This is a genomic window from Affinirhizobium capsici (assembly GCF_977018625.1).
In genome coordinates this window covers 878,333-892,516 of record NZ_CDRNXD010000004.1, presented here as the reverse complement: position 1 = coordinate 892,516, position 14,184 = coordinate 878,333, and the positions used below count along the sequence as shown (strand labels likewise).

13 protein-coding genes are annotated in these 14,184 nt (G+C 55.4%); 2 read left to right on the top strand and 11 right to left on the bottom strand.

Going from position 1 to position 14,184, the window contains the following annotated elements:
- Positions 1 to 10 precede the first annotated feature (10 nt).
- From tatC to AC0JZ1_RS07675, 10 genes are all read right to left on the bottom strand, one after another.
- Complete coding sequence (tatC, locus tag AC0JZ1_RS07720) at positions 11 to 841, bottom strand: twin-arginine translocase subunit TatC (RefSeq protein ID WP_471881817.1); 831 nt, start codon at positions 839 to 841, stop codon at positions 11 to 13.
- Positions 838 to 1,635: a Sec-independent protein translocase protein TatB gene (tatB, locus tag AC0JZ1_RS07715; RefSeq protein ID WP_471881816.1), complete on the bottom strand. Its 798-nt coding sequence runs from the start codon at positions 1,633 to 1,635 to the stop codon at positions 838 to 840. Before tatB ends, tatC begins: the two co-directional genes overlap by 4 nt.
- A 45-nt stretch (positions 1,636 to 1,680) precedes the next feature.
- The gene (locus AC0JZ1_RS07710) at positions 1,681 to 1,887 is read right to left on the bottom strand and encodes a twin-arginine translocase TatA/TatE family subunit (protein WP_471881815.1); all 207 of its coding nucleotides are present in this window, start codon (positions 1,885 to 1,887) and stop codon (positions 1,681 to 1,683) included.
- 42 nt (positions 1,888 to 1,929) lie between these two features.
- Positions 1,930 to 3,033, bottom strand: coding sequence for an ABC transporter ATP-binding protein (locus AC0JZ1_RS07705; protein ID WP_471881814.1), 1,104 nt, complete (start codon positions 3,031 to 3,033; stop codon positions 1,930 to 1,932).
- 46 nt (positions 3,034 to 3,079) lie between these two features.
- Positions 3,080 to 3,808, bottom strand: a complete 729-nt coding sequence (gene scpB, locus AC0JZ1_RS07700) for an SMC-Scp complex subunit ScpB (protein WP_471881813.1) — start codon at positions 3,806 to 3,808, stop codon at positions 3,080 to 3,082.
- A complete protein-coding gene (locus AC0JZ1_RS07695) occupies positions 3,801 to 4,619 on the bottom strand; it encodes a segregation and condensation protein A (protein ID WP_471881812.1) in 819 nt (272 codons plus the stop codon). The genes scpB and AC0JZ1_RS07695 overlap by 8 nt, the downstream gene beginning before the upstream one ends.
- 35 nt (positions 4,620 to 4,654) lie before the next feature.
- Positions 4,655 to 5,671 (bottom strand): beta-N-acetylhexosaminidase, encoded by a 1,017-nt coding sequence (nagZ, locus tag AC0JZ1_RS07690; RefSeq protein ID WP_471881811.1) that lies wholly within the window; start codon positions 5,669 to 5,671, stop codon positions 4,655 to 4,657.
- A 101-nt stretch (positions 5,672 to 5,772) separates the two neighbouring features.
- On the bottom strand, positions 5,773 to 8,583 hold the full coding sequence (locus tag AC0JZ1_RS07685; protein ID WP_471881810.1) for an SPOR domain-containing protein: 2,811 nt from the start codon (positions 8,581 to 8,583) through the stop codon (positions 5,773 to 5,775).
- A 67-nt stretch (positions 8,584 to 8,650) separates the two neighbouring features.
- On the bottom strand, positions 8,651 to 10,408 hold the full coding sequence (gene argS, locus AC0JZ1_RS07680) for an arginine--tRNA ligase (protein ID WP_471881809.1): 1,758 nt from the start codon (positions 10,406 to 10,408) through the stop codon (positions 8,651 to 8,653).
- A gap of 56 nt (positions 10,409 to 10,464) precedes the next feature.
- Positions 10,465 to 11,682 (bottom strand): deoxyguanosinetriphosphate triphosphohydrolase, encoded by a 1,218-nt coding sequence (locus tag AC0JZ1_RS07675; protein WP_471881808.1) that lies wholly within the window; start codon positions 11,680 to 11,682, stop codon positions 10,465 to 10,467.
- Between the two features lie 144 nt (positions 11,683 to 11,826).
- On the opposite strand from AC0JZ1_RS07675, the gene erpA reads away from it, so the two are divergent.
- Positions 11,827 to 12,159: an iron-sulfur cluster insertion protein ErpA gene (erpA, locus tag AC0JZ1_RS07670; protein ID WP_471881807.1), complete on the top strand. Its 333-nt coding sequence runs from the start codon at positions 11,827 to 11,829 to the stop codon at positions 12,157 to 12,159.
- Between the two features lie 68 nt (positions 12,160 to 12,227).
- On the top strand, positions 12,228 to 13,022 hold the full coding sequence (gene xth / locus AC0JZ1_RS07665; protein ID WP_471881806.1) for an exodeoxyribonuclease III: 795 nt from the start codon (positions 12,228 to 12,230) through the stop codon (positions 13,020 to 13,022).
- Positions 13,023 to 13,109: 87 nt separating this feature from the next.
- Here xth and exoR read toward each other — a convergent pair whose 3' ends face one another.
- Entirely contained in the window at positions 13,110 to 13,859 is a 750-nt protein-coding gene (gene exoR / locus AC0JZ1_RS07660; protein WP_471883383.1) for an exopolysaccharide production regulator ExoR, read from the bottom strand.
- Positions 13,860 to 14,184 lie beyond the last annotated feature (325 nt).

Genomic DNA, 14,184 nt, shown 5'->3' with positions numbered 1-14,184 from the left:
CCGGAAATGCTTATGTTTCGCTAGATGACGAGACGGATGAACCCGTTTCAGCCGGTGTCAGCGCTTCCTCTGCCGCCCGCTTCTTTTCCACGAGTCGAGCCGCATAGATCGAGACCTCGTAGAGAAGGATTGTCGGCAGTGCAAGACCGATCTGGGACATTGGGTCGGGTGGCGTCAAGACCGCTGCCACTACGAAAGCAATGACGATAGCGTATTTGCGTTTTTCGCGAAGCCAGTCGCTTGAGAGAATGCCAACACGCGCCAGAAGTGTGGTGACAACGGGCAGCTGAAACACAAGGCCAAACGACATCACAAGCGTCATGATGAGCGACAGATATTCTGACACCTTCGGCATCAAGGAAATCGCCACATCTCCTTCGCCCGGCGCCTGCTGCATGGCAAGGAAGAACCACATCACCATTGGGGTGAAGAAGAAATAGACAAGCGCCCCGCCCATCAGAAACAGAATTGGCGATGCTATGAGAAATGGCAGGAAGGCCGCTCGTTCATTCTTGTAAAGACCCGGCGCCACAAACTTGTATATCTGCGAGGCAATGATCGGAAAGGCAATCACCAGTGCACCGAACATGGCAACCTTCACCTGCGTGAAGAAGAATTCCTGCGGCGCGGTGTAGATCAATTCAGACTTGGACAGATCGAGCCCCGCCCACAGAACCGCCCATTTGTAGGGAACAACGAGAAGATTGAAGAGCTGCTTGGCAAAGAAGAAGCACACCAGAAACGCAACAAAGAAGGCGACCAGTGACCAGATAAGACGTCGGCGAAGCTCAACCAGATGCTCGATGAGTGGCTGAGGCTTGTCATCATAATCGCCACTCATGCGTCATCCTTACCAGTCGTTGCTGGCTTTTTACGGGTACGTGGTTTTGTAACCTTGGCAGAAGGTGCGTCAGGTTCGATCGAAACAACCGCCTTTGATGTCTTCGTACGGCTCGTCGAGGTCTTTGCTGGGACCGCAACAGGCAATCCCGCATCCAACTTTGCAACGACGGCCCTCGATTTCCGTGGCGCTTTAACAACTGCCGTGGATTTCGTCGTCTCCACTTCAGCGATCGCCTTGGTGGCCGCTGCTCGCGGCGCGCGCTTGGGCTTCTTAACCGGCTCTAAGGCGACTGGCGCTGCAGCAGTGTCAGCCGGTTTCGCAACGCCCGCAGTTGAGGCAGCCGGAGTGGTCTTTGCAGTTTCTGCGGCGGAAGCTACCGCAACCGTCTGAGACGAGATAGCCGCTGTTTCGGGCATTGATAGGCTGGGCTCCGGCAGCAAATCCGCTACTGAGGCCTCTATCGGGTCTTTGGCTTCGCTCGAAGGGGCCGCAGTTGCCTTATGAAGATCGTTACGGATCTCATTGCCCATCTCGCGCAGTGGGTTAATTGCTTCGCGCAATGCGTTGGCAGGATGATATTTTTGCACATCGCTAATCGTCTGACGAACGTCATCCATATCAGCTTCACGCAGCGCCTGATCGAACTGCGTTCGGAAATCACCGGCCATCTTACGCAGATTGGCGGTCATTTTTCCGAACGCCCGAAGCATAGGCGGCAGATCCTTGGGGCCAACCACCACAATCAATACGACTGCGATGACAAGCAGTTCCGTCCAGCCGATGTCCAGCATAGGCTATGCTCCTGCAAGCGAAACGCGAAAACGCCTCACCGATAATTACTTGTTTTCTTCGCGCTGATGATCGACGGTCTTCGGCGTAGCCGTAGGGGTCGCATCCTTGTTGTCGTCTTCAGACATGCCCTGCTTGAAGCTCTTGATGCCCTTGGCAACATCGCCCATCAATTCAGGGATCTTTCCGCGCCCGAAGAAGATCAGCACGATGACCAAAACGATCAGCCAGTGCCACACACTAAAAGAACCCATTGTTCACTCCCGTAATTGCGCGTCTTGTTCGATGTAAGACTTTTAGGATTCTTTTTCAAACACCAAAATGTCTTCTGGCAGAACGTTCACAGTCACGTCTACGACATCTTCCGGCAGTTGATCGGCACGGATACGTGCCCGAAGCGGCTCATCCAGACCATCAACTGCCAGCGTGAGCAATTCGACAACTCCCAGAAAACGCCGGGTGAGGATGCGTGCCGGTATACGACCGCCATCAACAGATACCGCAATCGAAGAGATTCGCACCGCGACATCAAGGTTTTCTCCCACCGCAAAGCCGCCTGTGGCACAAGGTCCGACGGGGGTCTCCACGCGGCCATCCCGCACCTGCCCTCGCATCACATTGATCTCCGAAAAAAAGCCCGCAGCGAAAAGACTTTGTGGACTTCGATAGAGGTCCTGCGACCTTCCAACCTGCACCAGTTTTCCGTGGTTGAGCAACGCGATTCGATCTGCCATGCGCATGGCCTCTTCGGCATCGTGCGTCACAACGATGGCCGTAGCCCTGGTCTGCCGCAGAACATCCAGCGTATCGGCACGAATCGTATCTTTGAGGCGTGAATCGAGCCCGCTAAAGGGTTCGTCCATGAGTAGCACGCCGGGCCGAGGTGCAAGCGCACGCGCCAGCGCAACGCGCTGTTGTTCACCACCAGAAAGGGAGTGTGGATATTTTTCCGCATAGTGGGCAAGTCCCACCCGCTCCAGCGCAACCATAGCCTCGGCAGAAGCTTCACGGCCCGGTAAGGCAGTCAACCCGAAGCGGACATTGTCCAACACGCTGAGATGCGGGAAGAGAGCATAGTCCTGAAACATCAAGCCAACGCCGCGCTTTTCTGGAGGAACGAAACCGCTTGGCCCAGCCACCTCTCGGCCATCGATGAGGACCCGCCCGCTAGACTGCACTTCAATGCCAGCGGCAATGCGAAGAAGCGTGGTCTTTCCCGAACCGGATGGTCCCAGCAAACACAAGACCTCGCCGGGCTTGGCAGACAGCGTGATGTCGCGCACCGTCGCCTTGCCGTTATAATGATGCTCAATATGGTCCAGCTCAAGACTCGCGGCAAATGTCACACCAGCCGTGCGACGCATTGCGGAAGCCGTTCCGCCAGAAGTGGCATAATTCATTGCGTATCGGCCTCTACCCACCGCTACCGGACAAAAGGTGAGCTTTCTATTCCTCTTCTGGGCCGCTCGGTGTCAAGAGGCCTAGTTCCTCCAGGTCCATCTGGGTGATCGGGTCCTCTTCTTCCGTCAGCTCATCTGCCGTAGTGGGAATCGGAATTTTGAAATCGGGCGGGATGCGGCCAGAAAGAAGACCAGCACCGCGCAATTCTTCCAGCCCTGGCAGATCGCGGATCTCCTCCAGACCGAAATGATCGAGAAAGCGCGGCGTGGTTCCCAGCGTGACCGGACGACCAGGCGTTCGCCGCCGCCCACGGAAACGGACCCAGCCTGCTTCCATCAACACATCCAAGGTGCCTTTTGACGTTTGAACACCCCGGATTTCCTCGATCTCGGCCCGCGTAACCGGCTGATGGTAAGCAATGATGGCCAAAACCTCCAGCGCAGCGCGCGAGAGCTTGCGTGTTTCGTTTTCATCCCTGCGAATAACGAATGATAGATCGGCTGCGGTACGAAATGCCCAACGATCCTCGACGCGAATGAGGTTGACACCCCTACCCGCATAGAGCCGAACCAAGCGGCTCATCACCTTTTTAAGATCAAGACCCTTCGGAAGGCGCTCCAGCAGATATTGTTCCGCGACTGGTTCAGCCGATGCGAAAATCAAGGCTTCTGCCGTCCGCTCCGCCTCTAGTTCAAGTGAAGTCGGCACAACATCAAGCTCATCCTCCGTCTCAAACAGATCCGGTTCCGTTGCCAATTTCTGTTCCTCATTCATCGGATTTGCTCAGGCCCGGTTTGCGCAGATAAATCGCGGAAAATGCACCATCCTGCCTCAGCTCCATTTTGCCTTCACGCACCAATTCTAGAGAGGCGGCGAATGCACTGGCAGTGGCGGTCACCCGATCCTCAGGGGAAAGATACCGCAAAAGATAAGATTGAAGCGCAGTCCACTCACCAATCTCGCCCAGCATTGAAGTCAATAATTCGCGCGCCTCGACAAGAGACCATACTTTGCGCCGTTCAATAGTGACCTGCGTAATCGCTTGCCTTTGCCGCAGATTAGCGTAGGCGTGGAGCAGGTCGTAGAGTTCTGCGTCGAAGCTTCTCCCGGCTCGCTCTGGAATGTGCTCCGGGGCGCCTCGTGCAAATATATCGCGCCCTAGCCGGTTGCGATTGATCAGCCGGCTTGCCGCCTCGCGCATGGCTTCCAAACGCTTGAGCCGGAAGGCAAGCGTTGCCGCCATCTCCTCGCCAGATGGTCCATCTTCCTGGCGAGACTGCTGCGGGATGAGCAGCTTTGATTTGAGGTAGGCGAGCCACGCGGCCATCACCAGATAATCGGCCGCCAACTCAATGCGAACACGGCGCGCACTCTCTACAAAGCCGAGATATTGTTCAGCAAGGGCGAGAACGGAAATGCGCGCCAGATCGACTTTCTGTGTTCTGGCCAGATGCAACAAGAGATCCAGTGGACCTTCAAAGCCACCTACATCGATAACAAGAGCGGGCTCGCTCAGCCCCCTCGCCTCGCTATCCTGCCAAAGCTTATCCATCGGCGTGGCAGGAAGGGATGTATCATTTACCATGTGTCACCCCACCACGAAGGCTGCCATTCGTTTCATCAAGCGGCAGGCATAAGATCCCAGAATTCGGCGCGTAGCTCGGCCTCATTGCTGCTATCTGCAGTCGGCATGGCGACTTGCGCCAAGTTGGCACGTTCGAGAGCTTTGCCTTCCAGTGCAGGAACAGCCTTTACCACCTGTAGCATTTCATCCATCACTCCATTGCAGTGCAAGACGATATCGCACCCGCCAGCAATGATATTGGCTGCACGTTCACCCAGCGTCCCCTTCAGAGCATTCATGGAGCTATCGTCGGAAAGAAGCAGGCCATCAAAACCAATGCGATCTCGGATAACATTTTGTATAACAGTGCGGGACGTTGTCGCCGGGTTTTCAGCATCAATTGCCGTGAAAACAATATGAGCGCTCATTGCCATAACCTCCGAGCGCATTTCCCGGAAGGGCACGAAATCGCTTGATTCGAGTTCTTCCAGAGAGGCCCTCACCACCGGGAGGTCATGATGCGAATCGACCGTGGCGCGACCGTGGCCCGGCATATGCTTCATGACCGGCAACATGCCGCCAGCTTTCAGTCCTTCAGCCGCAGCTTTCCCGATAGCAGCAACCAGCGCGGGGTCGCTCCCATAGGCACGGTTGCCAATGGCCTGCGTTGCACCCTCTACCAGAACATCCAGCACCGGAAGACAGTTTACCGTGATGCCCAATTTCGTAAGATCGAAAGCGTGAAGCCGTGACATAAGCCAAGCCGCTCTTAGACCCTTGCCATGGTCCTGGGCGTAAAGCGCTCCAAGGGCCGCGCCGGGCGGATATTGCTGCGCCAGGGGCGGACGGATACGCTGCACGCGCCCGCCTTCCTGATCGATAAGCACAGGGGCATCCGGACGCCCGATACTGTCACGCATAGCTGCAACGAGATCGCGGATTTGCTCAGGCTCTGAAAGATTACGCGCAAAGAGGATGAAGCCCCAAGGTGCCTCGCTCCGGTAGAGGTCAATTTCCTCTCGTGTCAGTTCCTTGCCTGCACAACCGAGGATCATTGCCTTTGCATTGCTCATTCGCCACTCCCGCACATGCGAAATTAAATGGCCGGCTCATATCCAGCCAACATAAAAACGGGGCGTTTCCGCCCCGCTTCATAAACAGTTCTACATTCGCATCAGCGAGCGATCAGGCACGTACCACCCGCAGAGCGGAGCTTTTCACAGAGCGCTGCGGCTTCATCCTTTGAGTTACCAGCAGGAATACGGACGCGGTAGAACGTGCCCTTACCCGCAATCTCAGCCTTTGCGATATCCACACCGCGACCGGCGATCACACTGCCGAACTTCGCGGAAAGGTTCTTATAGGACTTCTGGGCATCCGCCTCTGATGGCAGCGAAGCAACCTGAATGAAGTAGCCACCAGCACCGGAGGCAGCACTAGCCGTTGCAGCAGGTGTCTGCGCCGATGGTGTCTTTACATTGCCCTGGTTGGAGACAGATGCGACGACCTGAACTGGCTGCTCCGCAGGACGTGTTGCTGGAACCGGTGTTGCGGCCTTGGCAGCTGCCGCTACAGGAGTTGCAGCCGCGGCTGGGGCTGCACTAACGTTGCCGGTCATTGCTGTGGTCTTGGCAATGTTCACATCGGAAAGGCTCGTCTTTTCTGCCGTGACAGGAGCATTGGCCGCTGGGTTAGTTGAAGCCGTGCGTGTCGGTTCTGCCAAAGCAGGCGCTGCTGGCACCTTGGCAGCCCGTGGCGAAGAGGCAGCAGGCGCATCGACCATCTGCTCCACCAAAGTACCGTCTGGCCGAACAATCATCGTCTTGACCTTGCGCGGCATCACCGCCAGCTGGTCACGATCGGCAGTTGCTGCTGCAGTTTCCTGCGGCAGCAAGCGTGCATCCTGCGTGTCTCCGACCGTGGTGGCGCCGCCTTCCATCTCTTCGTTTTCGCCTTCCAGAGGAATATTCTCCGGTACAAGCGTCTTTTGAACAACATCCATCGGCTGCTCATCGGAAGAAATCAAAGATTGCTGCTTTGGAGCATCGAGAGTGCCACTTGCGACGCGATCGTAAACCGCTTTATCCTGGTTCGGTACAACCTTGCCGCCCGGATTTTCGGGAACGACCTTCACAGGATCGGTGTCAGCTGCGATGACCACGGGAGCTCCGTCACCTGTGAGCTTGGAGCCACCACTTGTGTACCATGCGAACAGCGACAAACCGGTTACGGCAACAACACCGGCGACCGATGCAGGAACTACCCAGCTCGGCAGAGAGCGACGCGTGGACGCATAATCATCCTCAATGCCGTCCTCATCTTCCAAAGCGCTACGGCCAGGGAAAGGCGTGGCGAGGCTACGGCGGAAATCCTCTTCCAGAGCGCGTTCAAAATCGTCGAGCCCATCGTTGAAAGAAGAAGCGGACTTCTGCTCAACCTTTGTCTCCACCGCAGCAGATGTTGCTGTCGCCGCCGCCCGAGCGCGAGGCGGCTCCGGGGCACGCGGCGCAATATTGGCGGAGTCCAGGAAGGAAGCCAGTTCAGCATCGAGATCAAGATCAAATTCAGGATGCGTGACCGGCTGCTGCTCAGGCTCATGAGATGGCAGCTCAGGTACGTTCAGATCCGGAACAGTCTCCGGCATTTCCTCTGCTTCCGCAAAGAGCGCAGGATCGAAACCGTCAGCATCTGCAGGCACAGCCTCTTCACGGGCTGGCATAGCTGACGGAGCATTGCCGACCGGCGCAGCAGGAGCAGGCTGCCCCATGGCAGCAGCAGAGCGAGAATTCATGAGGAACGAAGGCACAGCTGCAACTGTCGGCTCCACCGCAGCTGTGCGCTGCACGGGTTGAGCAGGCTGCCCAACGGGCATAGGTGCAACTGGGACCGACTGAGCTTGCGTACGGACGGGCTGTGCTTCGATCTTGGGCTCATGCCTTTCAGCTTTCACGGGCTCAGCGGCAGCCGGCGGCTCGACCATCAGATCGGAGAAATCGAGATCGAAATCATCCAGAGCCAATTCAAACTCGTCGTCGTTCAGCTGCGCCTGAGGAGCCTCAGGCTGTTGCGTCTGCACAGGCGAAATGGATGGAGAAACGGTGTGCGGTATTGATTCGGTGGTAGGCTCCACTTTCGGCGTCTCGACAGCGCGAGGCACGAATTCTCGCTGCACAGGCGCCTGCGACTGAGTGGCAACTGGCGCAACAGCGAATGCCGCAACACGAGCCAGTTCAGCTTCCCAAATCGAAGAATCTGGGGCAGCAGCGGAACGATCAACGATTGGAGCAGGATTTTCAACGAAGGCTTCAGCCTGAGGCTTTGCCTCTGCAACCGGGGCAGACTGTACCGGGCGGGGTTCATGACGAGGAACCGTGGCGGAATTGAAATTGGCCAGCGGCATCCGAAAGCCCGGCTCATAAGCGCGAGCTGGCGGACGGCCTGCAGGTTTTGCCGCAGGCGCAAGCGACGTTTCCAGTTCCGAGATGAGGTCCGACGAAAGGGCACCCGAATCATATGCGGCGGCTGAAGGTGCAGCCAGGTTCGCATCCGGCATCGAACGAGCAGCGTGAGAAGGCCGAGCAGGTGCCGCACCATACTGCACAACAGGCGTTCCACCAGTCCAACCGGGCAATTCAGGCTCAACAAACGGGTCAGGCTCAGCAAATGGATCGGCTGCCGTCACACTCAATGCTGCAGCATTAAGATTGGATGCGGGCGGCGGAACCACAGGCTCTACCGCCTGACTAAGGTGCGCATCATCCATATCATGAGAATCGCCGCGCTCAGCTTCAAAACCTTGAAGCTCTCGCAGCAACTCATCTTCGAGATTAAATGCAGGCTCTTTGCGCCCCGATGTTTCCGCCGCGGGCTGGGCCTTGGAGCGGTCGTCATAGCCGACGATGCGCGCCAGTTCCGCAAGCGGATCATCATCCGCAAAGAAATCCGGCGCGCCATTACGGCCATATGCCACGTTATTGTTTGCCATACCCTTGTCCACTTACCTACGCCAACCAAAGTCCATGCCAGCGCTTTATGGGTAAATGGTGGCGCGACTATCGCATCTCATCCGGTGCTGCAGTGCCAGTAATGGCCAGGCCGGATTTCAAAACAGACGCAACGGCGCGCACCAGCCCAAGTCTGGCGACACTGGATTCTCGGTTGTTATCCTTAACAAACCGTAAGTCGGGGTTATCTTTACCCTTATTCCAGTGAGCGTGGAACGAACTTGCCAGATCATAAAGGTAAAAAGCAAGACGATGAGGCTCTTGTGATAGGGCTGCAGCCTCAATTACACGGGGGTACTCCGCCAGTTTTGCAACCAACTGTATCTCTGCTGCATCAGTTATCCCTGAAACAGAAGCTGCGAGATCAAGTGATTCGGTATCGAGTCCGGGGAAAGCTTCCCTCGCCTGACGGAAAACGGACATGCACCGCGCATGCGCATATTGTACGTAGAAGACGGGATTATCCTTCGATTGCTCGGTCACTTTTGCGAAGTCAAAGTCCAGCGGCTCGGAATTCTTGCGGTACAACATCATGAACCGCACGGGGTCGCGACCAACCTCTTCCACCACATCTCGCAGCGTCACAAAATCGCCGGAGCGCTTCGACATCTTCACCGGCTCGCCGTTGCGGAAAAGCTTTACCAGCTGGCACAGCAGCACGGTGAGCTTCGCTGAACCACCTGAAACCGCCTTTGCAACGGCCTCAAGACGCTTGACGTAACCACCATGATCAGCGCCAAGCACATAGATCATTTCGCCGTAACCACGGTCGAACTTATCTTTGAAATACGCCACATCAGCTGCGAAATAGGTATAGCTGCCGTCTGACTTGATGAGCGGACGGTCGATATCGTCACCCACATCTGTGGAACGGAAGAGGGTCTGCTCGCGATCCTCCCAATCCTCCGGCAACTGCCCCTTTGGCGGCGGCAACGTTCCACGATAGACGTGGCCCTTGAAGGTAAGGTCGTTGATGGCCTGCCGAATACGCGCAGCACCATCCGCATGCAGTGCGCGTTCCGAATAAAAGACGTCGTGGTGGACATTCAGCGCATCGAGATCTTCGCGAATCATCGCCATCATTGCATCGATGGCGCGCTCCTTGACGATGGGCATCCACTCTTCTTGAGGCATGCTGTGAAGGCGTGTTCCGAACTCTTTGGCAAGTGCCTGGCCTACAGGCACCAGATAATCGCCTGGATAAAGACCTGCAGGAATTTCAGCGATGTTTTCGCCAAGAGCCTCGCGGTAACGCAAGAAAACAGAGCGGGCCAGAACATCAATCTGCGAGCCTGCATCGTTGATATAGTATTCCTTGGTAACCTCGTAACCAGCAAAGGACATGAGGTTGGCCAAGGCATCGCCCACAACCGCGCCGCGGCAATGGCCTACATGCATAGGACCAGTCGGGTTTGCCGAGACGAATTCGACATTTACTTTCTTGCCCTGACCAACGGTGGAACGCCCGTAGTTTTCCCCAGCCTTGATCATTGAGGCGAGAACGCGCTGCCAGTAGCCTTCTGCAAGGCGCAAGTTGATGAAACCTGGGCCTGCGACGGTGACTTCCACCACATCCGGGTCCTGGCTGAGTTTATCAGCCACGATCTCAGCCAAAGCACGTGGATTTGTGCCAAGCGGCTTAGCGAGAACCATAGCGGCATTGGTTGCAACATCGCCATGACTTGGGTCACGCGGCGGCTCGATAGTCACACGGCCGAAATCGACGCTTTCGCGCTTCTCGCGGATGAGGTCGATTGTCTCGAGCGCCTCTTTAATCCGTACTTCGAAATCAGCAAACAGATTCATGGCTGTATCCCAGCGGTAGGCGGAAATCCGCCAAACAGTTAAAATTGGAGGGCTGCCTATCCCAAATCGGGGGTGCGGTCAAACAGACGCCGATGCGCTTTGACGGCATAGGTGTCCGTCATTCCTGCCAGATAATCGCCGACGTGCCGTGCCTTTGCGGCTTCGCTCAAACCATCGATATGGCTTACCCAATAGTGGCTCTGCATCTCAGTGGGGTTCGCCATATAGGCACCGAACAAATCAGTCACGATCTGCGCCGCACCGGCGCGAATCCGCATGATATCCAGATGGCGGTAAATTCGAGAGAACAGAAGTTTTTTGATCGCTTTATCCGTCTCGGCCATTTCATCAGAAAAAGTAGCGATAACTTTATCCGCCGCGCGGATGTCCTTACTGCTCTGCGGCTTCAATGCTCCCAGTCGAGATTGCGCAACACTGATAACATCCTCAACCATATGCGTGATCTGGCGACGCATGATCTCATTTGCAAAACGAGAAGCCTCCAACTGCGGATATTTACTCCGCACCTGCTGCATCATGACTGCTAGAAAGGGTACTTCTTCCAGCATCTCGAATGTAAGATATCCAGAGCGCAAGCCATCATCGATATCGTGCGTGTTATAGGCAATGTCGTCAGCGATGGCCGCAACTTGAGCCTCGAGGCTGGCGTAAGTGGACAGTTCGAGATCGTTGATCTCGCAATAATCCAAAATGGGTTGCGGCACAGGTCCTCTGAGGCCATGGCCCTCTGCATTCGTCAGAGGCCCATTATGCTTTACTAAACCTTCCAGGCTCTCCCAGGTCAGATTTATGCCATCGAACTCCGCATACCGGCGCTCCAGCTTGGTGACGATTCGAAGCGATTGAGCGTTGTGATCGAAGCCGCCATAGGGCTTCAACGCATCGTGGAGCGCATCTTCGCCCGTGTGGCCGAAGGGTGTGTGACCAAAATCGTGCACCAGCGCTACGCCTTCGGCCAAATCCTCATCGATCTTGAGCGCTCGGGCCAAGGCGCGCGCGATTTGCGCAACTTCTATGGTATGCGTCAGCCGCGTACGGTAATGATCGCCATCTACGCCAATGAATACCTGCGTTTTATGTTTCAGCCTTCGAAAAGCTGTTGTGTGGACGATACGGTCGCGATCACGCTGGAATTCAGACCTGGTAAGGCTGGATGATTCGGTAACCAGCCGCCCTCGTGTTTGCCACGGATCAGAGGCAAAAATTGCGCGCTCACCGCTGCCGAAGCCAAGAATGCGTGTATCGATAGACATCTACTCTTCCGTTTCCGCGCAAGTGCTGTTGCTCGCGAAGCACCCATTGACGTGTCATTCAAGCCTTCATACCTATAGTGCGACAAAGCGCAAAGCCAATGCAGCAATCTCCGGGCCTTGAACCCGGCCAGAAGGCGAACTAAAATGAATGATACACCCATTACCATATCCGAGGCCGCAGCACGGCGTATCGCAGAAATCGTGGCGGCAGATAGCGGCAAGAACGCTCTTCGCGTTTCCGTAGAGGGCGGCGGCTGTTCCGGCTTCTCCTACAAGTTTGACTTGGTGGACGATCAGGCCGAGGACGACCTCGTTATCGCTCGGGGCAATGCCAAGGTTTTGGTGGACAGCCTCTCGCTCGTTTACATGACAGGTGCCGAGATCGATTTTGTAGACAATCTTCTTGGCCAATCTTTCCAGATCAAGAATCCAAACGCCGTTGCCAGTTGCGGCTGTGGAACAAGCTTCTCCATCTAACCTTGATTTCGGCTTCCATTGGCCGCTTCATTCGTTAAAAGGATGAGGCAATTGAGGAACCGAAGCAGATGAAGATCGCCACATGGAACATCAACGGCATCAAGGCACGGATTGATAATCTGCGCCAATGGCTGAGCGATTTCCAGCCTGACATTGTTTGTCTGCAAGAGATCAAGTCTGTCGATGAGAATTTCCCGCGCTTGGAGCTTGAGGCACTGGGTTACAATATTGAAACTCACGGCCAAAAGGGCTTCAACGGAGTTGCCATACTTTCCAAACTGAAACCGGAAGACGTTGTGCGCGGGCTCCCCGGCGAAGAGGAAGATGAACAAGCCCGCTATATCGAGGCTGCGTTCTCTGTTCCAAGCGGCGTCGTGCGCGTGGCATCCATCTATCTGCCGAACGGAAATCCATCCGATGATCCGGTTAAATATCCCTACAAACTTCGCTGGATGGAGCGGCTTCGTCTTCATGCGCAAAGCCGCCTTATGCTGGAGGAGCCGCTGATTTTGGCCGGCGACTATAACGTTATCCCTGAACCGCATGATTGTTACGATCCTGCCGCTTGGGCAACAGACGCTCTTTTCTTGCCGAAGACTCGTGCGGCGTTCCGGGCGCTGGAAAATCTGGGGCTAACTGAAGCAGTGCGCGCCACAAATGACCACACCAAACTCTATACGTTCTGGGATTATCAGGCTGGCGCCTGGCAAAAGAATAACGGCATCAGAATTGATCACCTTCTGCTTTCGCCTGAGGCTGCTGACAGACTTGTTTCTACATCTATTGAGAAACAGGTTCGCGCCTGGGAAAAACCATCAGACCATGTGCCGGTTGTAGGTTATTTCAATTTCGGCGAGGTTTGATAAACCGGCGGGCACAACAATCATACACTGCGCCGAACCGATAAAGCGCAACTTTAGTCCGTTGCGCTTCATTTTCATCCGACCAATTCACTCCGCATCATCGTGATCGAATTGCTGTGCCAGCCCGATGGCATTTCTACGATCCTGCTCAGTGGTCAGAGAGAAGGCATCTTCCTGAAGCTGCTGCATCCACGAGCACTCTTTGCTGCTGCAATGATCAAGCGCCGCCGTCATGAAGGCAAGTCCGCGTACAGACTGCCCTTCTTGAAAAAGAATATTGCCGAACACGGCCATAGCACCAGCATGGCCACTCTTACGCGCTTGATTCAACCACTTTTTGGCCTGCTGAACATTGCGTCCACCGCCCTCGCCCGCCAGCATCATTTGCGCCAGCTGGAACTGAGCTTCAGCGACCCCAAAAGTGGAAGCAACCTGGAAATAAAGCTGTCTAGCCTGTGAAAGGTCAGTTCTGACCGGCGAGCCCGGAATGCCATGGCGATAGTAGTCAGCCAACGCCAAAAGTGCGTTCACAAAGAAACCAGTATCTTCGGAACCAGGCTCTACACCTTGGCTGGCAATCTCGTTGTAAATCTTGAATGCTTCATAATCATTCTGAGCGACGCCATCGCCGAAGGCATACATGTTAGCCAAAGCCCATCTTGAACCTGTATGCCCCTTCTCAGCAGCATAACGGTAGGCCTCGACGGCATCCTTCTTTTGACCGTTCTTATAGGCTTTGAACCCGAATTTGAACAGATCAAAGGGACCCGACTCCTTTGTCACGCCCGAATTGATATCGAAAGCGGATGCTGGCGCAATCTGACCAAAAGTCATCATGAAGCCGAATGTGATGAGCCCGAAGCAAGCCCTGGACACCAAATGCATACTCAGACTTCCTTAACCATGGTAGTGATCGAAGAAGCCGACGCACGGAACTGGATGCAGACAAAAAGCGGTTTATAAACCTGTAACATCAACCCCTTTGTCATGCACTCACTCCAAACACAGCTATCGCCGCAATCAAGGGCACGAATTTGCCCGTAGAAGGCGTCCCCTTTCGCGAGATTGGTTGAAGATAGACTGCGTTTTCGGCAACACTGCGACCCTGAAATGAAGAGTCGATCAGTGCCGACCGTGTTGTGTCCCGCCCCGTGCAACCCGC